Here is a 20,694-nt window from a genome sequence, read left to right as displayed (position 1 = left end):
CGATTCGATCCCGGCATGCTCGCGCGCCGTGTCCCGCACCGCCCGCTCATTCGTGCGGCGGCTGATAATCCATGTTGAATTCGTCGTACAACCGATAAATCAGCGCGAGCATCGCACGAATGTCCTCCGATTCGTCGAGCATCCGCGTGCTCATGATGATCGGCGACACGAGATTCGGATCGTCGAGCTCCTTGTAGCTCACGTCGTCGCGCTTGAGCCCGTGCACGCTGCGCGGCACGACCGACACGCCCTCGCCCGCCGCGACGAGCCCGAGCGCGATCTGCAGCTCGCGCGTCTCGTAGATCTTCTGCGGTTTCAGCGCGCGATCGTGGAACGCGGCGAGCACCTGGTCCGCATAGCTCGGCCGCGGCGTCTTCGGAAAGATGATCAGCGTCTCGCCGACGAGATCGTGCAGCGACAGCACCGGCTTCGCCGCTTCGAGCGGATGCCCGACCGGCAGCGCGACGATCATCCGCTCCTCGCGCAGCACGATGCGCCGCACGCTCGGATCCTCATGACGAATGCGGCCGAAGCCGACGTCGATTCGCCCTTCCTTCAGCGCCTTGATCTGATCCATCGTCGACATTTCGTGCAGGCTCAGCTCGACCTCGCCGTATTCGTCGCGAAAGCGGCGGATGATCCGGGGCAGCATCCCGTACAGCGTCGAGCCGACGAAGCCCACCGACAGCGAGCGCTCGATCTTGCCGACACGCTTCGTCATCGATTCGAGCTCGGCCGTCTGCGCGAGCAGCTGCACCGCGTGCGAATAGAAGAAGCGTCCGGCGTCGGTCATCTTCAGCGGCCGCGCGTGCCGCTCGAACAGCATCACGCCGAGCGCGTCCTCGAGCTGCTGGATCTGGCGGCTCAGCGGCGGCTGCGCGATGTGCAGGCGCTCCGCCGCGCGCGTGAAATTCTGCTCCTCCGCGACCGCGACGAAGTACCGTAGATGCCGCAGTTCCATCTTCATACCTCTTGGATATCGATCCGATACTCAATCAGTGTTGGACGCACCGTTTTGCCGGCAACTATCCTCATTCTGACCGCGTAGTTGTCGTGCACTATACCTGCGAAGCATCGTAGCTCCATCCGGGTTTTCCGCACGGCGCGCGTTGCGGCGCAGCGCCGGACCAATCGTCCGGACGCACGCCGGTCCACGATCAGAGCCCATCAGGAGACGCCCCCATGATCCCGATCTACCCGGATCGTCATCCGACGCTGCGATGCATCGACGATTTCCTCGTCGAAGACAAGACGCGCGGCGACTACCGGCTGCACCGCAGCGCGTTCACCGACGACATGCTGTTCGAGCTCGAGATGAAACACATCTTCGAAGGCAACTGGATCTACCTCGCGCATGAGAGCCAGATCCCGAACGCGAACGACTACTACACGACGAGCATCGGCCGCCAGCCGATCGTGATCGCGCGCAACCGCCAGGGCGAGCTGAACGCGTTCGTCAATGCATGCACGCATCGCGGCGCGATGCTGTGCCGTCACAAGCGCGGCAACCGCGCGAGCTACACGTGCCCGTTCCACGGCTGGACGTTCAGCAACAGCGGCAAGCTGCTCAAAGTGAAGGATCCCGAAGGAGCCGGCTACCCGGACTGCTTCAATCGCGACGGCTCGCACGACCTGAAGAAAGTCGCGCGCTTCGAGAACTATCGCGGCTTCCTGTTCGGCAGCCTGAATCCGGACGTCGAGCCGCTCGCCGCGCATCTCGGCGACGCCGCGCGAATCATCGACATGATCGTCGACCAGTCGGCGGACGGCCTCGAAGTGCTGCGCGGTTCGTCGACGTATACATACGATGGCAACTGGAAGCTCACCGCCGAGAACGGCGCGGACGGCTACCACGTGTCGGCCGTGCACTGGAACTATGCGGCGACCGTCAATCACCGCAAGACGGACGCGCAGCACGAAGACTCGATCCGCGCGATGGATGCCGGCAAGTGGGGACGCCAGGGCGGCGGCTTCTACGCGTTCGATCGCGGCCACATGCTGCTGTGGTCGCGCTGGGCGAACCCGGAGGATCGGCCGAACTTCGATCGTCGCGACGAATTCGCCGCGCGCTGCGGCAGCGACGTCGCCGACTGGATGATCCAGAACTCGCGCAATCTGTGCGTGTACCCGAACGTCTATCTGATGGACCAGTTCGGGTCGCAGATCCGCGTGCTGCGGCCGCTCGCCGTCAACCGCACCGAGGTCACGATCTACTGCATCGCGCCGAAGGGCGAAGCGCCCGATGCGCGCGCCCGGCGCATCCGGCAATACGAGGACTTCTTCAACGCGAGCGGAATGGCGACGCCCGACGATCTCGAGGAATTTCGCGCGTGCCAGCAAGGCTACGCGGGCCGCGCGGTCGAATGGAACGACATGTGCCGCGGCGCGACGCACTGGATCGAAGGCCCCGACGAGGCCGCGCGCAGGATCGGCATCCGGCCGGTGATGAGCGGCGTGAAAACCGAGGACGAGGGGCTGTATACGGTTCAGCACCGCTACTGGATCGCGACGATGAAGCAGGCGCTCGCCGCCGAAGGGAGCCGCGCATGAAGACGATCGATCTCTCGGACATCCAGGCGTTCCTCCACCGCGAATGCCGGCTGCTCGACGACAAGGAATGGGATGCGTGGCTCGACTGCTATCACCCGGACGTCGTGTTCTGGATGCCGGCGTGGGACGACGCCGACGAGCTCGTCACCGATCCGCAGCGCGAAATCTCGCTGATCTACTACCCGAACCGGCAAGGGCTCGAGGATCGCGTGTTCCGCATCAAGACCGAGCGATCGAGCGCGACGATGCCCGACACGCGCACGAGCCACAACGTCGCGAACGTCGAGCTCGAGAGCGCCGAGGACGGCGTGCACGTCGTGCGCTTCAACTGGCACACGCTCAGCTATCGCTACAAGACGGTGTCGAGCTATTTCGGGATGTCGCGCTACGCGATCGATTTCTCCGGCGGCACGCCGAGGATCGTCAGCAAATACGTCGTCCTGAAGAACGACTACATCAACCAGCTGATCGACATCTATCACATCTAGCCGGCCGCGCGCCGCACGACGCGCCGCGCCCGAGGAACGCATCATGGAACACCGCATCGCACTCCAGTTCGAAGACGGCGTCACCCGCTTCATCACGTGCCGCGAAGGCGAAACGCTCGCCGACGCCGCGTATCGCCAGCAGATCAACATCCCGCTCGATTGCCGCGACGGCGCATGCGGCACCTGCCGCTGCCGTTGCGAGTCGGGCGATTACGACCTGCCCGCATCGAGCTACATCGATGACGCGCTCACCGCGGACGAAGCCGCGCAGCGCTACGTGCTCGCATGCCAGACGCGCCCGCGCGCCGACTGCGTGATCGACGTGCCGGCGTCGTCGGCCGCATGCAAGACGGGCGCCGCGCGCCACCAAGGCACGCTCTCGGCAGTCGAGCGGCTATCGGCATCGACGATCCATTTCACGATCGACGTCGACGAGCCCGCGAAGCTCGCGTTTCTCGCGGGCCAGTACGTGAACGTCGAGATTCCCGGCGTCGGCGCGACGCGCTCGTATTCGTTCAGCTCGCGGCCGGGCGACGCATGCGTGTCGTTTCTCGTGCGCAACGTGCCGGGCGGCCGGATGAGCCGCTATCTCGTCGACGAAGCCGCGCCCGGCCAGCGGATCGCATTCTCCGGCCCGCACGGCAGCTTCTATCTGCGCGACGCCGCGCGGCCCGCGCTCTTCCTCGCGGGCGGCACCGGCATCGCGCCGTTCCTGTCGATGCTCGACGTCTGCGCGGCGCGCGGCGACGCGCTGCCCGTACGGCTCGTCTACGGCGTCACGCGCGACGACGATCTCGTCGCGCTCGACCGCCTCGGCGACGTCGGACGCCGCCTCGGCGGCTTCGAATACCGGACCTGCGTCGCCGATGACGCGAGCGCGCATCCGCGCAAGGGCTACGTGACCGCGCACGTCGAGCCCGAATGGCTGAACGACGGCGACGTCGACATCTATCTGTGCGGCCCGGCGCCGATGGTCGACGCGGTGCAGACGTGGCTGCGCGAGCGCGGCGTCACGCCGGCCAATCTGTACTTCGAAAAATTCTCGTCGAGCAGCGCGTCATGAATACTCGCCACGCACCCGGCCGCTTCAACCGCCAGGTGATGATCGTCACGGGCGCCGCGCAGGGCATCGGCCGCGGCGTCGCATTGCGCGCGGCGCGAGAGGGCGCGACGACGGTGCTCGTCGACCGCGCGGATTTCGTCCACGACGTCGCGGCCGAGATCGCATCGCAGGGCTGTCGCACGCTCGCCGTCGTCGCCGACCTCGAAACGTACGCCGGCGCGGAAACGATGGCGCGCGCGGCGATCGACGCATTCGGCAGGATCGACGTGCTCGTCAACAACGTCGGCGGCACGATCTGGACGAAGCCGTTCGACCGCTACGAAGTCGCGCAGATCGAAGCGGAAATCCGCCGCTCGCTGTTCCCGACGCTGTGGTGCTGTCGCGCGGTGCTGCCCGGGATGATCGAACGCGGCGGCGGCGCGATCGTCAACGTGTCGTCGATCGCGACGCGCAGCATTCATCGCGTGCCGTATGCGGCCGCGAAAGGCGGCGTCAACGCGTTGACCGCGAGTCTCGCGTTCGAGCACGCGGCGCACGGCATCCGCGTGAACGCGGTCGCCGCGGGCGGCACCGACGCGCCGCCGCGCAAGGTGCCGCGCAACGTCGAACCTCAGCGCGACGACGATGCGCGCTGGTATCGCGGAATCGTCGACCAGACGCTTTCATCGAGCCTGATGCATCGCTACGGGACGATCGACGAGCAGGTCGCCGCGATCCTGTTTCTCGCGTCGGACGAGGCGTCTTACATCACCGGCTCGGTGCTGCCCGTCGGCGGCGGCGATCAAGGGTAGGCGCCGCGCTCGCGCATGGCGCCTCGCGTTTCAGGTCCGCTTCAGGTCCGCGCGCGCCGCGCGGTGCGCACGAACGCGGCGACGTCGTCGAGCACCGGCGCGAAACGCCGCATCGGCCGGCCGAACGCGCCGACGAGCAGCGCATGCCCGACGCGCGGGTAGAGCCTGATCTGCACCACGCCGCCCGCGGCGGCGACGCGCGCGGCAAACCGCGCGGTGTTGCCCGGCTTCACCGTCGCGTCGCGCAGGCCCGATATGAGCAGCATCGGCGGCTCGCGGCCGTCGACGAAGCGGATCGGCTGACTCGCTTCGCGCACGGGCTCGGGAAAGACCCGCATCAGCGTCGCGTCCTTCAACGGCAGGAAATCGTATGGACCGGCGAGCCCGACGACACCCGCGAGATCGCGCTTGTCGAGGCTCTGTGCCTCGAGAAAGCGGCCGTCGGTCGCGAGCAGCGTCGCGATCTGCGCGCCTGCCGAGTGACCGGCGACGAACAGACGCCGCGGGTCCGCGCCGAGCTCGGCCGCGTGATCGCGCGCCCAGCGCACCGCCGCGGCCGCGTCTTCGACGAAATCCGGAAACACCGCGTCCGGATAGAGCCGGTAATCGGGAATCGCCACGACGAAGCCGCGCGACGCGAGCGCTTCGCCGACGAAGCGGTAATCGCCGCGCCGGCCGCTCTGCCAGCTGCCGCCATAGAAGAACACGACGAGCGGCGGCTTGCCGCCGCCCGGCGCCGGCGCGCCACGGCCGGCGGGCATATAGACGTCGAGCGAGCGGCGCGGCCCCGCGCCGTAGGCGATGTCGAAACGGCCGACGAACGTCGAACGGCGAGCCGCCGCGTTCAGCACGGCTACCGGATTGCGGCCGGCCCACACACCGAGCGTCACGACCGATCCGATCAACATCATCCCTGCCAGCATGTCCTGCTCCTCGATTGCTCGAACGACGGTTCACGCGCCGCGCGCCGCCCGGTCGATGCGCGCACGCGGCATTCAAACGATTCAAACGCCGCGCCGCGATTCGCCGCGCCGGCATGCATCGGATCCGGTCCGCGACGTTTTCGGCCGCAAGCATCGTCTTCGATGGAAGAAACCGGTTAACGATAAGGCGTCCAAATAGGCGATTCGTAGAGGGCCGCCTCGGTATCGCGCGATATGTCCGCCGGCGCGCGTTCGCCGGTGCGCACGGGCGAAGCGCTCGCGCCCTGCCCGCATTGCATGAGCGCACCTTTCCGCCGTGCCCCGCTTTCCGCTGCCTCGCGCATATTGCTATAAAAATATAGCTATATTAAAGTAGCGGCCATGATTACCGCCCAGCACCTCCAACAGGCTTCCCGCCTGCGCGGTCAAGTGACCGCGCTCAACCGGCGTCTGCGTCGCGAAGCGCAGGCCGATCCCGTGCAGTTCTCGCAACTGGTCGTCCTCGGCGCGATCGATCGCCTGGGCGGCGACGTCACGCCGTCCGAGCTCGCGTCGGCCGAGCGGATGCGCTCGTCGAATCTCGCCGCGCTGCTGCGCGAGCTCGAAGGCGGCGGCCTGATTCAGCGCCACGCCGATCCCGACGACGGTCGCAAGAGCCGCGTGTCGCTGACGGCGACCGGCAAGCGGATGCTGTACGGCAACCGCGCGAAGCGCGAGGAATGGCTCGTGCGCGCGATGCATGCGTGCCTCACCGCCGACGAGCGCGAGCTGCTCGCCGCCGCCGGCCCGCTGCTCGAACGCCTCGCGCGATACGAGGATGCGGCAAGCGCCGCGTCGCCCGCCCCCTCACCCAGGAGTTCCCGATGAAAACCGCCTTGATCGGACTCGACTACATCGTCGACATCATGCATCCCACCGGCAAGATCGCCCGCTGCGCCGCGCATGCCGCGCAGCGCGACGTCGTCGGCCGCTTCAACCAGGCGCTCACGATCGCGAGGCAGAAGGACTGGCTGCGGATCGCCGTCAAGGTCGGCTTCGAGCCGGGCTATGCGGATCTGCCCGCGCATTCGCCGATGTTCAGCCGAGCGAAGGAATTCGGCGCGCTCGACCTGAGCGGCCCCGGCACCGCGCTCCATCCGGATCTCGACGCCGACGCCGTGCAGCTCGTCGTCGTCAAGCCGCGCGTGAGCGCGTTCTATGCGACGCCTCTCGAAGCCGCGTTGCGCGCGAACCGGATCGAGCGCGTGATCGTGACGGGCGTCAGCACGACGTGGGCCGTGCAGGCCGCGGCGCGCGACGCGCACGATCGCGACTACGAAGTGCTCGTGCTCGAGGACGCGTGCGCGTCCGCGACGCAGGAGGAGCACCAGCGCTCGATCGAGATGCTGCGCGGCGTCGCGCGGATCGTAACGATCGACGATCTCGCCGCGCTCTGAGCACGGATCGCGCGAGGCTCGCGTGATCCGCGACACGCTCGCCGCCCGGATCGGCAGCGCATTCGACCTGCCGGCGCTCCGCCGCACGCTCGTCGTTTCCGCGCCGACGATCGCGCTTTACGGCGCGACGGGCGACGCGCGCTGGCTGCTCGCATCGATCGCGACGGTCTCGCTCGCGATCGCGGTCGAGCGCGTCGGCATCGCGCCGCTCGGCGCGCTCGCGCAAGGCGCGGCGATCGTCGCCGGCTTCCTGTCGCTGTCGTTCGCGCTGCGCTGGTGGCCCGTGTTCGTCGTCGGCTGCGCGGCGCTCGCGGCGGCCGCCGTCGCACTGTCGCGCTTCGGCGCGCGGCTGCGCTCGCTCGGCAACTTCGTCTTCATCCCTTCGCTGTATCTGACGTGCGAGGCCGCCGCCACGCATCGGCCGGCGCCGCAGCTCGTCCCATACCTGTGCGCGGCGATGCTGCCGCCCGTCGCGCTGTCGTGCATCGCCACGCTGCGCAACGCGCCCGCGGAGGAACGCCTGCACGCGCTCGCGCGCTGGCGCGGCGCACGCGATCTCGGCCGCCCCGCCGCGCGCGGCGACGCGACGCAAGCCGTCGCGGCGGTCGCGCTCGCGGTTGCCGTCGCCGCGCTGCTCGTCGAATGGCGGCACATCGACAACGGGCAATGGGCGATCTGGTCCGCCGCGAGCGTCGTCACCGGCGACGCGGCCACCGCGCACCTGAAGCTGCGCGATCGCGGGCTCGGCGCGCTCGCCGGCGTGCCGCTCGGCCTCGCGGTCGGCTACGTGCTGCCGCACGACGCGCTCGTCTACACGCTCGCGACGCTTGCATCGATCCTCACGCTCGTCGCGTTCCGCCATTACGCGAGCGGCTTCGGCGCACGCTGCGCGTGCATCGCGTGCGCGTCGTGGGTCGCGCAGCAATCGGCCGCCGTCGCTGCCGAGCGCGTCGTCAACGTGCTGCTCGGCGGCCTGATCGGCGTCGCGTTCGTGCTCGCGACGCATTGGTTCGCGACATGTCCGCTCGCGCGATGGCGCGACGCTCATGCGAACCGGCGCACTTGACGCGGCGATCGCCGCGCCCGCGCGCGCGACGCACATCATGCACTCGACACGCGGCATGCGATCCATATGCAACGCATCGATCTCAATATATCGTCATCCGAATCAAGCATGAACGAATGACGAACACGTGACGCACGCGGCCTCCCGATCGATGCGTCGCCGCATCCGAAACACCAGCGAAATGCAGAACGATTGGCATTTTCTTTACGCCGCGATATCCGATATCCGCTCGATCGGCAAATCTTCCGCTCGATTCTTTCAGCACCCTTAAGCAAAATCCGCTCGCATCCGCCGCTACGCTCTGTTACAAAAAAGTCCCTGCCGCCGCGTCCAATGTTGCCTACATTGCAATCCACTTCGAGGTATTCGTCGCTGTGACTTCGCGGCGTGCGTGCGCCCACCGGCTGCGCTCCGCCGCAAAAACGGCAACAAGAAACGAGAGAGTCGTACCGATGCGCTGGCGGAACCCAGCGATTGCGGATGGCGACAGTTGAAACGGCGAAGCGAATGGCGAGCGCGCGGCACACTACGCGCGTCGTCGACTTCATTCGATCGTGCCGACCGGAGGGGGCGGCCCGTCGTGACGGACGCGACGCATCGCGCGCGCTCGCGCCGCTTTGGTTCGGCTGTCGCAGCCGCAGCTCACCGAGGAGAGTTGTCCATGCGACGCAATGCCTTGCCTGTCTCGTTTGTCACCGGAATCTCCGCCGCGGCGGCCCTTGCGATGGCCGCGGCCGCGCACGGTGCGCCCGTGCTCGTCTCCGGCCCGAGTCCCTTCGCCAACTGCACGATCGGCGGCCCCGGCACCAACTATGTGAACGCTGAAGTCGAACCGTGGGTCGCGGTGAATCCCGCGAACCCGTCGAACGTGATCGGCGCGTGGCAGCAGGATCGCTGGTCGAACGGCGGCGCGCACGGCCTCGTCGCCGGCTATTCGTTCGACGGCGGCCAGACGTGGAAGCAGACCAGCCTGCCGTTCAGCGCGTGCGCGGGCGGTCTCGCGTACGAACGCGCGTCCGACCCGTGGGTGTCGATCGGGCCCGACGGCACCGCGTACTCGGTGTCGATCTCGTTCAACCAGTCGAACAACAGCAATTCGGTTGCGGCGTCCGTTTCGGCGGACGGCGGCCAGACCTGGAGCGCGCCGACGCTCCTCATCGCCGACGACGAGCCGACCACGCAGTTCTTCAACGACAAGGAATCGGTGACCGCGAATCCGGCGAAGGCGGGCACCGCATACGCGGTATGGGACCGGCTCGAGCAACCGACCGGCAACCCGCGCGCGAACCTGCACACCGCCGCGTATCGCGGGCCGACCTACTTCTCGAAGACCGTCGACGGCGGCAAGACGTGGAGCGCGCCGGCCGTGATCGTCGACGTGCCGTCGCGCCAGCAGACGATCGGCAACCAGATCGTCGTCGATCGCAAGACAGGCACGCTGTACGACTTCTTCGACCTGATCCAGCCGCCGTTCAGCGCGGCCGCGGGCAAGGTCGCGTTCATCAAGTCGACCGACGACGGCGCGACGTGGACGAAGCCGCAAGTCGTGTCGGGCCTGCAGACCGTGTCCGTCACCGATCCGAATACGAACGAGCCGATTCGCACGGGCGACATCATCCCCGAGCCCGCGATCGATGCGGCGACGGGCCAGCTTTACGTCGTCTGGCAGGACTCGCGCTTCAACGGCGGCCTGTACGACGAGATCGCACTGTCGACGTCGTCCGACGGCGGCGCGACGTGGAGCGCGCCGATCCGCGTGAACGCGCCGAGCGGGCGGCCCGCGTTCAATCCGTCGGTGCGGGTGAACTCGGCGGGCGTCGTCGCGGTCACGTATTACGACTTCCGCGACCTGCAAGCCGGCAACACGACGACGCTGCCGACCAGCTACTGGCGCACGCTGTCGAACGACGGCGGCCGCACCTTCGACACCGAGCGGCGCATCGCCGGTCCGTTCGACATGAGGACCGCGCCGGTCGCCGAAGGCTACTTCATCGGCGACTACGCGGGGCTCGACACGCGCGGCACGTCGTTCCTGCCGTTCTTCGTGCAGACGAACTCCGGCAACACGGCGAACCGTACCGACGTGTTCGCGGCGCCGTAAGCACCCGCGTTCCCGCGCGAGACGCGGGCGCCCGCCGCCCGCGTCGAACGGCGCGGCGGCAGGCGTCAAGCCGCCAGAAAAATTCGAAAAAACGACGGCGCCCAGCCATTCAGACCGAAAAAAAGCGGCCGCGCCCGAAGCCGGGCCGGCCGCTTTTCAGAATCGCAACGGAGATCGGATGCCCGCTGCGCGACGCGATGCGCTACGAAGCCGCTTCGGGACTCGACGGCGCGCGCACGGCCGCCGCTTCGCGCGCATCGTGCGCCGCCGCACGTTCGTGCTCGGCGACCCACGACGCGATGTCCATCTCTTCGTAGCGGACGACGCGGGTCTTGTGGAAGAACCGGTAGCCGAGCCACACGACGAGGAAGAGCGGAATGCCGACGTAGGTCGCGAGCACGCCGACCCAATCGATCTTGTTCGCGAGGAACGCCTGGTAGTCCTGGCCGAGCGCGATCACGATGCACAGCGCGAACGCGAAGATCGGGCCGTACGGATACAGGTTCGATTGATACGGCAGTTGATCGACCGAGAAACCCTGGCGGATGAAGCCCTTGCGGAACCGGTAGTGGCTGACCGCAATGCCGAGCCACGCGATGAAGCCCGTCATCCCCGACGTGTTCAGCAGCCACAGATAAACCGTCTTGTCGCCGTACAGCGACGACAGGAAGCACAGCGCGCCGACCGCGGTCGTCGCGTACAGCGCGTTGCGCGGCACGCCGCCCGCCGACAGCTTCGCGAACAGCTTCGGCGCGCGGCCTTCGGTCGCGAGGTTGTGAAGCATCCGCGTCGACGCGTACATCCCCGAGTTGCCGGCCGACAGAACCGCGGTCAGGATCACCGCGTTCATCACGCCCGCGGCGAACGCGAGGCCCGCATGGCGGAACACGAGCGTAAACGGGCTCACGCCGACGTCGGTCACGTCGCTCTTCAGCAGGTTCGGATCGGTGTACGGAACCAGCACGCCGATCACGAAGATCGCGAGCACGTAGAACAGCAGGATCCGCCAGAACACCTGGCGCACCGCGCGCGGGATCGTCGTGCGCGGGTTTTCCGATTCGCCGGCGGCGACGCCGATCAGCTCGGTGCCCTGGAACGAGAAGCCGGCGATCATCGCGACGCCCATCATCGCGGGCAGGCCGCCCGCGAACGGCGCATCGCCGATCGTGAAGTTGCTCCAGCCGTTGCTCGGGCCGCCCTTCAGGATGCCGAAGATCATCAGGAGTCCGACGCCGATGAACGCGAGCACGGTGACGACCTTGATCAGCGCGAACCAGTATTCGGCCTCGCCGAAGCCGCGCACGGTCAGCACGTTGAGGAGGAACATCACGCCGAGAAACGCCGCGCTCCACCAGACGCCCGGCACGTCCGGGAACCAGTAATGCATGACGAGCTGCGCGGCAACGAGCTCGACGGCGATCGTCACCGCCCAGTTGTACCAGTAGTTCCAGCCGAGCGCGAAGCCGAAGCCCTCTTCGACGTATTTCGCGCCGTAGGTCGCGAACGAGCCGGACACCGGCATGAACGCGGCCATCTCGCCCAGGCTCATCATCAGGCAGTAGACCATCACGCCGATCAGCAGGTACGCGAGCATCGCGCCGCCGGGGCCCGCCTGCGAGATGGACGCGCCGGACGCGACGAAGAGGCCCGTGCCGATCGAGCCGCCGATCGCGATCATCGTCAAGTGACGGGCTTTCAGGCTGCGGCGCAGCTGAGGAGGATTCGATTGTGCGGTCGAGCGGTCGGAATTCGGGTGTGGTGACATAACGGGCTGGCAAGGAGCGGCGGGCGACGGTTCGACGCCGCGCCGGGCAGGACGCCGGATTCGGCGCGTCCCCGGGACGATCTGCGGCGCGCCGCCCGGTGCCGACCGGGCGCGCCGCGCCGCACGCATTTTTTGCGCAGCGCGGATTCTACCCGATTCGTCAGACGTCGCCTGCAACATGACGTGCTGCGGCGCGCAAGATCGCCGTGAGCAAAACGCTTTGCCGATCAATGGGTTGCGCGCAGAACGCCGCGACTCGGGGCTCGCGGTCGCGCATCGCGAGCGGGCGCTCGTCCGATGCAGCGCGGCATCGAAAAGTATGATGATTTCTCAAACGCCGCCTGTTCGCTGCGACGCACAACGCACGGACGCGCCGCGATCGGACGCGCCTGCGGCGCCCCCAAAAACGGAAGGGCCGCTCGTAGCGGCCCTTCTCTTCTCCCTGATTTGCCTGCTAATCCTGCATTACACCGCCTGCGGCACCGGATGCAGCGGCACCCGGCGCGGCGCGGCCTTCGCCGCCTGGCGCGCGTTGCTCGCGTCGATCTCGGCGATCAGATCGTCGAGACGCTCCAGATGCACGCTGTTGTCGTGGTCCCACGGATGGAAGCCCGGCCGGAAGTAGTCGATCCATTCGCGCGCGATCTGCGCGAAGATGCCGCTCTTCGGGCTCCACAGATACTTGACCAGCTTGCCGATGCCGAGGCCCTTGCCGATGCGGCGGCGATGCGAGATCAGGAGGCTCGTGTTGAAGTAGAACAGCATCGCCCAGAACGCGATCGTGACGAACATCATCGCGCCCGTGCGCAGCAGATAGTTCTTCGCATTCGGCTTCATCACGGTGCGCCACACGTCGTATGCGACCGCCTTGTGCTCGGTTTCCTCCATCGAGTGCCACATCCACATCTGGCGGTAGCCGTCGACATCGCTGACCGTGATGCGGTTCGCGAGCACGAGGCCCGTGAACATCGCGGTGTAGTGCTCGAGCGCCATCGTGATCGCGAGCTGCACCGAATGCGGCAGCACCTTCTTGAACCAGCCGAGCACCGCCCACAAGCGCTTGTCGAGCTTGTGCGCCGGCATGCCGGCCGCCTGCAGCAGGTCGTTGAACTCGATGTGCTCACGCGTGTGCATCGCTTCCTGGCCGATGAAGCCGGCGATGTCGCGCTTCAGGTTGGGTTCGTCGATCCGGTCGCGGTAATTGCGGACCGAATCCATGAAGAAGCGCTCGCCCGCCGGGAACAGCAGCGACAGCGCGTTGAACAGGTGCGTCACGCCCACGCCTTCGGTATGCCAGTCGCAGATGCGGTCGGGCGGCAGGGCGAAGCGGATATCGCGGCGAACGATAGCATTCACAGTGTTTGTCTCCATGTCCCGTGACGGGACGTCGGTGCGACTCGATGCAACGCCCCCGATGGCTCGATTTGGGAATTAGGGCGCGGTCGCAATCTCACATCAAACCATCAATCAACGTTACATTGATGGATGTCATCATAGGAGAGGTTCCAAGTCTGCGCAAGGACGACTTCACGCAAAGAACATGCTCGTCGTTGCAGAATCCTCCGCCGCGCGCGCGCCCGCCCCGTCCGCACGCGGGTTGCGCGGCCCGCGGTCATGCCCGAGCGCTTCCTTCAAACGGTAATCACGCGTGCCGAACGGCGCGCACGGATGGCGCCGCGAAGACGCCGGGCGGTCTGCCGCGGCGGTCGCCGACGCGCGTTCTCGCACCGCACAATCCGCATTGCGCCAATCCCCGGGCACCGGACGCGAGATGCGCCGCGCATCGCGCGAAGGCGCTCGCACGCTCGCGTCGACGTCGCGTTCGCCGTGCCGTGCCACACCGCACCGCACCGCACCGCGCCGCAACATGCTCGCACGCATCGTCACGTCCGCGCCGACGCGCACGATCCGCGGCGACGCACGAACGACGCGCTCGCCCACTCATCGGCCCGTGCTCATTTTTGCCGCGCGTCCGAATGTGTCGCCGTGCAAATTGATCCACGTCAGCGATGCGCGCGTTGCGTGTAGTGCAATGGACGCATCCCACATCACACGCTTCTCAGGGGGGCTTATGAAACTGACGTTCCTCGGCGCGACGGAAACCGTCACGGGCTCGAAGTATCTGCTCGAGGACGCCGGGACACGCGTCCTGATCGACTGCGGGCTGTTCCAGGGCACGAAGAAGCTGCGGCTGCGCAACTGGAGTCCGCTGCCCGTGCCCGCCGACTCGATCGACGCCGTCGTGCTCACGCACGCGCATCTCGATCACAGCGGCTATCTGCCCGTGCTCGTGCGCGAAGGCTTCCGCGGGCAGGTCTATTGCACGCACGGCACCGCGGAGCTCGCCGAGATCATGCTGATGGACAGCGCGCGGCTCCTCGAGGAAGAAGCCGACTTCGCAAACCGCCACGGCTATTCGAAGCACCATCCGGCGTTGCCGCTCTACACCGTCGACGACGCGCAGCGCGCGCTGCAGCGTCTCGCGCCGCGCGAATTCGACGCGCCGACGCCGCTCGCGGGCAACCTGCACTTCCGTTTCCTGCCGGCCGGGCACATTCTCGGCGCGGCGAGCGTGGTCGTCTGCTGGCGGCACACGCTGCTCGCGTTCTCGGGCGATCTCGGCCGCCCGCACGATCCGATCATGCGCGCGCCCGTGCCGCCCGTTCATGCGGATTATCTCGTCGTCGAATCGACGTACGGCGACCGGCTGCACGACGCGAGCGATCCCGAGGCCGAGCTCGCCGACGTGTTCTCAAAGACGTTCGCGCGCGGCGGCGTGGTCGTGATGCCGTGCTTCACGGTCGGGCGCGCGCAGGAGATCCTCCACTACATCGCCCAGTTGAAGAAGACGGGCCGGATGCCGCACGTGCCCGTCTACCTCGACAGTCCGATGGCGACGAGCGTCACCGAGATCTACCGGCGGCGCCTGAGCGATCATCGGCTCACGATGTCCGATGCGGACGCGATCGGCCATGCGGCGACGATGGTGCGCACCGTCGAGCAATCGAAGGCGATCGCCGATCACAACGGGCCGATGGTGATCATCGCGGGCAGCGGGATGGCGACGGGCGGCCGCGTGCTGCATCACATCGAACGCTACGCGCCCGACAGCCGCAACACGATCCTGCTCGTCGGCTACCAGGCGGCGGGCACGCGCGGCGCGGCGCTCGCCGCGCACGAGCCGACGGTGAAGATCCACGGCGAATACGTGCGCGTGCGCGCGCAGGTCGAGATGATCTCGTCGCTGTCCGCGCATGCGGACTACAACGAGATCCTCGCATGGCTCCGCGCGCAATCGAGCGCGCCCGCGCGCACCTTCGTCACGCACGGCGAGCCCGCGGCGGCCGACGCGCTGCGTCGCCGGATCGAAGAGTCGCTGCATTGGCACTGCGAAGTGCCGTCCTATCTCGAGTCGGTCGAGCTGGAGGACGCGCCCGCGCGTGCGAAGTGAACGAGACGAACGGGGCGCCGGGTAGGCAGGCCTGCCCGGCGCTTCGGCATGCCGTACGCGTCGAACGAATCGGACGAATCGATTGGAAAGCGAAGCGATGCGCGTCGAATCGTCGAGATCGGCGCGATGAATATGCTGATGAATACATCGCCCGCGATCCGCCGCGTTCGCGAACGGGCTTCGATGTTTCGGCACACTAAACGATCGCGAGAATCGAGCGAGCGATCGAGCGACCGCGAACGGGCTGGGTCGGATGCCGAGTGGCTGCGAAAGAAACTGCGTATCGGAGAAACGACGGAGAGGAACGTTACATCTCGGGCCGCGCGACGCGTCGCATGAGCAACGCGCCCGACATCCGCACACACGGCACGACACGACACGGCCCGACGCCGCGCCGCGCGGCAACGAAGCGCGCGCCGCCGCGCGAACGGCGGCGCGGACTCGATCAATACATGTGCATCCCGCCGTTGATCGCGAGATCGGCGCCGGTGACGAACGCCGCGTCGTCCGAGCACAGGAACGCGATGAGCGCGGCCACTTCGTCGGGCTTGCCGAGCCGGCCCACCGGAATCTGCGGAAGAATCTTCGCTTCGAGCACGTCCTGCGGCATCGCTTCGACCATCGCGGTCGCGAGATAGCCGGGCGACACGGTGTTGACCGTGATCCCGCGCTTCGCCGTCTCGAGCGCGAGCGTCTTCGTGAAGCCGTGGATGCCCGCCTTCGCCGATGCGTAGTTCGCCTGACCGAACGCGCCGCGCGAGCCGTTCACCGAACCGATGTTGACGATGCGTCCGAAGCGCCGCTCGACCATCCCGGCGATGAACTGTTTCGTCACATTGAACATCGCATCGAGATCGGTGCGCATCACGGTGTCCCAGTCGCCCTTCGTCATCTTCAGGAACGTCGCGTCGCGCGTGATCCCCGCGTTGTTGATCAGCACATCGACCCTGCCGAAATCCGCGAGCACCTTCTCCGCGCAACGCTCGCACGACTCGAAGTCGGCGACGTCGACGCCGTATGCCTTGAAGTCGCGCCCGGCGTCGCGTTCGTGCATGAGCCACGTCGACACATGATCGTTGCGCTCCGAGTGCGATACCGCCACGGCCATGCCGGCGTCATGCAGCCGCCTGCTGACCGCCGCGCCCAATCCGCCCATACCGCCCGTCACAAACGCCACGCGTTTTGCTTCCATCACGGCCTCCTGATGAGGTGCCCGGTGCGGCATCGACGCCGCGCCGCGCGGCCGCCAGGCGGCATCGCGCGGTCATGATCCGGGCAGGGGTTGAGAAAAAATGCTGCTTGCAGCGCGCCACGAAGAACGCGCGCCGACTCGTATGCGCGGCAACATGCCGAAGCCGGTTGCCGCGACGCTGCGTGAAACTCCGCAAAGCTAACGCGCTTTACTGTAAGCGCGCACTCACCCGATCCGTTGACATGGGTCAAACGGCGGCACGGCACGAGTCCACGCTGCTGCTGTAGGAAACACCCTACAGCGCTACGCTGATGCTTACCCGATCTTCAACGTTCGCCGATTTCGATGCAGCAGTTCGCGTTCCATACTAGCAACCATAGGGGCAGTCCGTCGATGATCGCTCCGACCCGCGTTTCGTCGACTATGCTCATAGCGGGCAGGCTTGCCTCAGTCGATTCGGTCATCGAAACGAAACGGCGGATTGCGCACGATGACATGCGAGCCGAGCTCCCGGACGGCAGTTCCTGCGGTTTGCACACGTTGTCCGGCATGCCTCGCGACGCATGTCGATCGCTTCGTCGACGCCGTCGCGCAATGCGGCACTTCGTGCCGCGCCACGCCGCGGCGAAGCTCGATCGTGCCAATCGAGCTTCGCCGCATGAAAGGAGCCGATTATGCTGACCGCCTCAGTCAATGAAGTTGCGCCTTCCGTCGTGCCGCAACGATCCGTGTTCCCGTTGCATCCCGTCGCGGCCAACGACGCGCCGAAGCAGCCAGCGACCCGCTGTTCGACCTGCGCGATACGCGACGTGTGCATGCCGGCCAGCCTCACGCCGAGCGAATTCGCCCGTCTCGACGCGATGGTGTGCACGACGCGCCACGTCAAACGCGGCGAAGCATTGTTTCGCACGCACGACACATTCCAGAGCATCTATGCGGTGCGCACCGGCTCGTTCAAGACGGTCGTCATGCACCGCGACGGCCGCGAGCAGGTGACGGGCTTCCAGATCGTCGGCGAGACGCTCGGGCTCGACGGCGTGTGCAGCGGCTGTCACAACAGCGACGCGATCGCGCTCGAGGACAGCACCGTCTGCATCATTCCGTTCGCGCAGCTCGAAGCCGTCTGCCGCGAAGTGAAGCCGATGCAACACCACGTCCATCAGTTGATGAGCGGCGAGATCGTCCGCGAATCGAGCCTGATGATGCTGCTCGGCACGATGACGGCCGAGCAGCGCGTCGCCGCGTTCCTGCTCAACATCTCCGAGCGTTTCCAGAAACGCGGCTATTCGGCGTCGGAGTTCAATCTGCGGATGACGCGCGAGGAAATCGGCTGCTATCTCGGGATGAAGCTCGAGACCGTCAGCCGGATGCTGTCGAAGTTCCAGCGCGACAAGCTGATCTCGCCGCGCGGCAAGCAGATCCGCATCACCGATCCGCAAGGGCTCGCGCGCGTGTGACGCGTCGCGGACGCGATGCGCGGCGCGTAATGAACGCGCCGGCCGCGTAGCAGGCTGCACACGTCGTCGACGGGTCCGCTTGCGGGCGGCGCGCGGGCGCGCGCGCCGCGCATCGACGCCGCATCAGCGCATCGTCAGCACCGCCGCGCCCGTCAGGCGCCCCGCGCGCAGATCGTCGAGCGCCTGGTTCGCCTGCGCGAGCGGATACGGCGTCGCCTCGACTTCGAGCTGCACGTCGTTCGCAATCCGCATGAACTCCGCCGCGTCGTCGCGCGTCAGGTTCGCGACCGACACGATCCGCCGCTCTCCCCACAACAGGTCATACGAAAACGACGGGATGTCCGACATGTGGATCCCGCCGCAAACGACGACACCGCCCTTCACGACCGCCGCGAGCGCGGCCGGCACGAGCGCGCCGACCGATGCGAAGATCAACGCGGCATCGAGCGGCTCCGGCGCAGCTTCGTCGCTGCCGCCCGCCCATGCCGCGCCGAGCCGGCGCGCGAGCTGCTGCGCGGCGGTATCGCCCTGCCGCGTGAACGCGTAGACGGTGCGTCCCTGAAAGCGCGCGATCTGCGCGACGAGATGCGCGGCCGCGCCGAAGCCGTACAGGCCGATGCGGCGCGCGGGGCCCGCCATCTTCAGCGTCCGATAGCCGATGAGGCCCGCGCACAGCAGCGGCGCCGCATGGACGTCGTCGTAGCGGCGCGGCAGGTGCACGCAGTAGCGCGCATCGGCGACCGTGCGCTCCGCGTAGCCGCCGTCGATCGTGTAGCCGGTAAAGCCGGGGGCGTCGCACAGGTTCTCGCGGCCGCTCGTGCAATATGCGCAGTGGCCGCACGTGCGGCCGAGCCACGGCACGCCGACGCGATCGCCGATCGCGAAGCCCGCCGCGCCCGCGCCGAGCGCGGCGACCGTGCCGACGATCTCGTGCCCCGGGATCACCGGCCGCTTCGGGTCGCGCAGGTCGCCGTCGACGACGTGCAGATCGGTCCGGCACACGCCGCACGCGTGCACGTCGATCAGCAACTGCCCCGCCGCCGGCACCGGATCCGGCAGCGCCGCTTCGCGCAGCCGCGGCGCGCCGCCGTCGAACACCATCGCGCGCATCAGCGCGCTCCCGGGCGCCGCTTACGCGGCGTGTCGTCCGCCACGTGCGCGGGCGACGCGATGCGATCGCGCACGCGGCGGATCGCGATCACGCGCAGGTAGTCGTGGACGCGCGCGCCGTCCGCAAGGCGCGCGATTTCGTCATCGAGCATGTGCATCAATTCTCCCTCCGTGATCGAGCGGCGCTGCGCGGCGGCGAGCAGCGAGTCGTAAAGCGTGTCCTGGTGCATGCGCGTTCCTGTCTGTCGTCGAATCCGACGATTCCAGCGTAGATGCTTCATCATCGATTGAAACCCGGCGTCGCGGGCTCGGCTTGACTTGCATCAAGCGTCGTCGGTTCGCCGCCGAGCCGACGCGCACGGCCGCTCCGCTGCCGCAGCACCGCGCGATTCACGCCGCGTCCGGCGCGCCGGGGCGACGGCCTGCGGCGTCCATGCCCCGGCCCCGTTGACCTGCGTCAACGGTCGCTCGCGCTCGCCGCTTAGACTCGAACCGAGCATCCGATCGAGGGTTGCGCCATGATGAACAGTCTGCCGAATCTCGCGCTCGCGTGCATGCTGAGCGCGTTCTGCATGGTCGCGGCCGACGCGGCCCGCGCGCAGGTGCGCGAGCCGACCGAGCTCGTCGACCAGCAGCATTGCATGTTCTGCCATGCGCCGAACATGCCGTTCCTCGCGCCGTCGTTCCATCAGATCGCGGAACGCTATCGCGACGTGCCGAACGCCGCCGAGATGCTCGAGCAAAAGCTGCGTCGCGGCGGGCGCGCGCACTGGGGCGACACGCCGATGCCGACCGCCCCGGAACGCGGCGGCCCGCTGTCGAACGAAGACGCGCATACTTTGATCCAATGGGTCATGAGCCAGTAGCGCGGCGTCGCCGCGCATTTTGCAAGGAGTCAGTCGTGCGCATCACCATTCATCTCGATACGTTCGCGTCCACTGATCCGGCCTCCTACGCGATCCTGTGGATCGACACGGCGGAGCACAGATGGTCGCGCGAAGGCCATGCGGGCGTCGAGCTGCCCGAGTGGGGCAACATCGTCTGCCAGGGCGGCACGACCCGCGTGACGGGCGCCGACGACGCGCATTCGCTGTGCGTGCTCGAAGGCCTCGATCTCGGCGCGAAGCAAGGCCCGTTCGAAGGCGAGACGGGCGCGGCCCGCTGGTACCGGCACGCGCATCACGCGCCCATCGTCGGAGAGTGGCACGTGCAATGCGTCGACAACACCGTCGCAACCGCCGAGCACGAACTGTTCACGGGGCGCGAGGAGTCCTGAGCGGATGGGCGTGGCATGCGCGGGC

The 20,694-nt window shown here is 67.4% G+C and carries 20 protein-coding genes; 12 read left to right on the top strand and 8 right to left on the bottom strand.

Translation table 11 applies throughout. The annotated features are described in order from the left end of the window. Positions 1-46: 46 nt before the first annotated feature. Positions 47-961, bottom strand: a complete 915-nt coding sequence (locus BG90_RS22365) for a LysR family transcriptional regulator (RefSeq protein ID WP_038801617.1) — start codon at positions 959-961, stop codon at positions 47-49. Positions 962-1,182: 221 nt separating this feature from the next. Between BG90_RS22365 and benA the strand changes: the two genes are divergently transcribed. Genes benA through BG90_RS22345 form a run of 4 tightly spaced genes read left to right on the top strand, consistent with a single transcriptional unit; the run spans position 1,183 to position 4,892 of the window. Further along, positions 1,183-2,550, top strand: coding sequence for a benzoate 1,2-dioxygenase large subunit (gene benA, locus BG90_RS22360; protein WP_010120409.1), 1,368 nt, complete (start codon positions 1,183-1,185; stop codon positions 2,548-2,550). Beyond that, positions 2,547-3,038, top strand: coding sequence for a benzoate 1,2-dioxygenase small subunit (gene benB, locus BG90_RS22355; protein ID WP_010120411.1), 492 nt, complete (start codon positions 2,547-2,549; stop codon positions 3,036-3,038). Before benA ends, benB begins: the two co-directional genes overlap by 4 nt. A 43-nt stretch (positions 3,039-3,081) precedes the next feature. Beyond that, complete coding sequence (benC, locus tag BG90_RS22350) at positions 3,082-4,101, top strand: benzoate 1,2-dioxygenase electron transfer component BenC (RefSeq protein ID WP_010120413.1); 1,020 nt, start codon at positions 3,082-3,084, stop codon at positions 4,099-4,101. After that, entirely contained in the window at positions 4,098-4,892 is a 795-nt protein-coding gene (locus BG90_RS22345) for a 1,6-dihydroxycyclohexa-2,4-diene-1-carboxylate dehydrogenase (protein WP_010120416.1), read from the top strand. Before benC ends, BG90_RS22345 begins: the two co-directional genes overlap by 4 nt. 41 nt (positions 4,893-4,933) lie before the next feature. On the opposite strand, the gene BG90_RS22340 is transcribed toward BG90_RS22345, so the two are convergent. Then, entirely contained in the window at positions 4,934-5,815 is an 882-nt protein-coding gene (locus BG90_RS22340; protein ID WP_025990358.1) for an alpha/beta hydrolase, read from the bottom strand. Between the two features lie 381 nt (positions 5,816-6,196). Here BG90_RS22340 and BG90_RS22335 point away from each other — a divergent pair, with 381 nt between their 5' ends. The 4 genes from BG90_RS22335 (at position 6,197) to BG90_RS22320 (ending at position 10,418) form a co-directional block, all read left to right on the top strand. Then, positions 6,197-6,682, top strand: coding sequence for a MarR family winged helix-turn-helix transcriptional regulator (locus tag BG90_RS22335; RefSeq protein WP_025990359.1), 486 nt, complete (start codon positions 6,197-6,199; stop codon positions 6,680-6,682). Beyond that, positions 6,679-7,251 (top strand): cysteine hydrolase family protein, encoded by a 573-nt coding sequence (locus BG90_RS22330; protein ID WP_010110370.1) that lies wholly within the window; start codon positions 6,679-6,681, stop codon positions 7,249-7,251. The genes BG90_RS22335 and BG90_RS22330 overlap by 4 nt, the downstream gene beginning before the upstream one ends. Positions 7,252-7,273: 22 nt before the next feature. Next, complete coding sequence (locus BG90_RS22325) at positions 7,274-8,317, top strand: FUSC family protein (RefSeq protein ID WP_010120422.1); 1,044 nt, start codon at positions 7,274-7,276, stop codon at positions 8,315-8,317. Positions 8,318-8,978: 661 nt separating this feature from the next. Further along, the gene (locus tag BG90_RS22320) at positions 8,979-10,418 is read left to right on the top strand and encodes a sialidase family protein (RefSeq protein WP_025990360.1); all 1,440 of its coding nucleotides are present in this window, start codon (positions 8,979-8,981) and stop codon (positions 10,416-10,418) included. Positions 10,419-10,620: 202 nt separating this feature from the next. Here BG90_RS22320 and BG90_RS22315 read toward each other — a convergent pair whose 3' ends face one another. The 3 genes from BG90_RS22315 to BG90_RS36235 form a co-directional block, all read right to left on the bottom strand. After that, positions 10,621-12,183 carry an amino acid permease gene (locus BG90_RS22315; RefSeq protein ID WP_025990361.1) on the bottom strand — a complete coding sequence of 521 codons (1,563 nt, stop codon included), beginning with the start codon at positions 12,181-12,183 and terminating at the stop codon, positions 10,621-10,623. Positions 12,184-12,648: 465 nt separating this feature from the next. Next, the gene (locus BG90_RS22310; protein ID WP_010120425.1) at positions 12,649-13,539 is read right to left on the bottom strand and encodes a metal-dependent hydrolase; all 891 of its coding nucleotides are present in this window, start codon (positions 13,537-13,539) and stop codon (positions 12,649-12,651) included. Positions 13,540-13,710: 171 nt separating this feature from the next. Continuing rightward, positions 13,711-14,064, bottom strand: coding sequence for a hypothetical protein (locus tag BG90_RS36235; protein ID WP_158335912.1), 354 nt, complete (start codon positions 14,062-14,064; stop codon positions 13,711-13,713). A gap of 190 nt (positions 14,065-14,254) precedes the next feature. Between BG90_RS36235 and BG90_RS22300 the strand changes: the two genes are divergently transcribed. Continuing rightward, positions 14,255-15,634, top strand: coding sequence for an MBL fold metallo-hydrolase RNA specificity domain-containing protein (locus tag BG90_RS22300; protein ID WP_010120429.1), 1,380 nt, complete (start codon positions 14,255-14,257; stop codon positions 15,632-15,634). A 445-nt stretch (positions 15,635-16,079) separates the two neighbouring features. Here BG90_RS22300 and BG90_RS22295 read toward each other — a convergent pair whose 3' ends face one another. Further along, positions 16,080-16,826 (bottom strand): beta-ketoacyl-ACP reductase, encoded by a 747-nt coding sequence (locus BG90_RS22295; protein WP_010110387.1) that lies wholly within the window; start codon positions 16,824-16,826, stop codon positions 16,080-16,082. 674 nt (positions 16,827-17,500) lie between these two features. Here BG90_RS22295 and BG90_RS22285 point away from each other — a divergent pair. Then, positions 17,501-18,283 (top strand): helix-turn-helix domain-containing protein, encoded by a 783-nt coding sequence (locus BG90_RS22285; protein WP_010120431.1) that lies wholly within the window; start codon positions 17,501-17,503, stop codon positions 18,281-18,283. Positions 18,284-18,406: 123 nt separating this feature from the next. Here BG90_RS22285 and BG90_RS22280 read toward each other — a convergent pair whose 3' ends face one another. After that, positions 18,407-19,393 (bottom strand): zinc-dependent alcohol dehydrogenase family protein, encoded by a 987-nt coding sequence (locus BG90_RS22280; RefSeq protein ID WP_010120433.1) that lies wholly within the window; start codon positions 19,391-19,393, stop codon positions 18,407-18,409. Further along, complete coding sequence (locus tag BG90_RS22275) at positions 19,393-19,623, bottom strand: DUF3562 domain-containing protein (protein WP_010120435.1); 231 nt, start codon at positions 19,621-19,623, stop codon at positions 19,393-19,395. Before BG90_RS22275 ends, BG90_RS22280 begins: the two co-directional genes overlap by 1 nt. Before the next feature lie 288 nt (positions 19,624-19,911). Here BG90_RS22275 and BG90_RS22270 point away from each other — a divergent pair, with 288 nt between their 5' ends. Continuing rightward, entirely contained in the window at positions 19,912-20,259 is a 348-nt protein-coding gene (locus BG90_RS22270) for a c-type cytochrome (RefSeq protein WP_010120437.1), read from the top strand. Then, the gene (locus BG90_RS22265; RefSeq protein ID WP_010110396.1) at positions 20,241-20,669 is read left to right on the top strand and encodes a DUF3564 domain-containing protein; all 429 of its coding nucleotides are present in this window, start codon (positions 20,241-20,243) and stop codon (positions 20,667-20,669) included. The genes BG90_RS22270 and BG90_RS22265 overlap by 19 nt, the downstream gene beginning before the upstream one ends. Positions 20,670-20,694: the final 25 nt, after the last annotated feature.

Source organism: Burkholderia oklahomensis C6786 (genome assembly GCF_000959365.1).
In the GTDB taxonomy this organism is placed as follows: domain Bacteria; phylum Pseudomonadota; class Gammaproteobacteria; order Burkholderiales; family Burkholderiaceae; genus Burkholderia; species Burkholderia oklahomensis.
This window is presented reverse-complemented; position numbering and strand designations above follow the sequence as displayed.

Bases quoted from the DNA above. Each gene is read 5' to 3' on its own strand.
- BG90_RS22365 (WP_038801617.1), bottom strand. From the start codon at position 961: ATGGAACTGCGGCATCTACGGTACTTCGTCGCGGTCGCGGAGGAGCAG.
- benA (WP_010120409.1), top strand. From the start codon at position 1,183: ATGATCCCGATCTACCCGGATCGTCATCCGACGCTGCGATGCATCGAC.
- benB (WP_010120411.1), top strand. From the start codon at position 2,547: ATGAAGACGATCGATCTCTCGGACATCCAGGCGTTCCTCCACCGCGAA.
- benC (WP_010120413.1), top strand. From the start codon at position 3,082: ATGGAACACCGCATCGCACTCCAGTTCGAAGACGGCGTCACCCGCTTC.
- BG90_RS22345 (WP_010120416.1), top strand. From the start codon at position 4,098: ATGAATACTCGCCACGCACCCGGCCGCTTCAACCGCCAGGTGATGATC.
- BG90_RS22340 (WP_025990358.1), bottom strand. From the start codon at position 5,815: ATGCTGGCAGGGATGATGTTGATCGGATCGGTCGTGACGCTCGGTGTG.
- BG90_RS22335 (WP_025990359.1), top strand. From the start codon at position 6,197: ATGATTACCGCCCAGCACCTCCAACAGGCTTCCCGCCTGCGCGGTCAA.
- BG90_RS22330 (WP_010110370.1), top strand. From the start codon at position 6,679: ATGAAAACCGCCTTGATCGGACTCGACTACATCGTCGACATCATGCAT.
- BG90_RS22320 (WP_025990360.1), top strand. From the start codon at position 8,979: ATGCGACGCAATGCCTTGCCTGTCTCGTTTGTCACCGGAATCTCCGCC.
- BG90_RS22315 (WP_025990361.1), bottom strand. From the start codon at position 12,183: ATGTCACCACACCCGAATTCCGACCGCTCGACCGCACAATCGAATCCT.
- BG90_RS36235 (WP_158335912.1), bottom strand. From the start codon at position 14,064: ATGCGTGCGAGCATGTTGCGGCGCGGTGCGGTGCGGTGCGGTGTGGCA.
- BG90_RS22300 (WP_010120429.1), top strand. From the start codon at position 14,255: ATGAAACTGACGTTCCTCGGCGCGACGGAAACCGTCACGGGCTCGAAG.
- BG90_RS22295 (WP_010110387.1), bottom strand. From the start codon at position 16,826: ATGGAAGCAAAACGCGTGGCGTTTGTGACGGGCGGTATGGGCGGATTG.
- BG90_RS22285 (WP_010120431.1), top strand. From the start codon at position 17,501: ATGCTGACCGCCTCAGTCAATGAAGTTGCGCCTTCCGTCGTGCCGCAA.
- BG90_RS22280 (WP_010120433.1), bottom strand. From the start codon at position 19,393: ATGCGCGCGATGGTGTTCGACGGCGGCGCGCCGCGGCTGCGCGAAGCG.
- BG90_RS22275 (WP_010120435.1), bottom strand. From the start codon at position 19,623: ATGCACCAGGACACGCTTTACGACTCGCTGCTCGCCGCCGCGCAGCGC.
- BG90_RS22270 (WP_010120437.1), top strand. From the start codon at position 19,912: ATGATGAACAGTCTGCCGAATCTCGCGCTCGCGTGCATGCTGAGCGCG.
- BG90_RS22265 (WP_010110396.1), top strand. From the start codon at position 20,241: ATGGGTCATGAGCCAGTAGCGCGGCGTCGCCGCGCATTTTGCAAGGAG.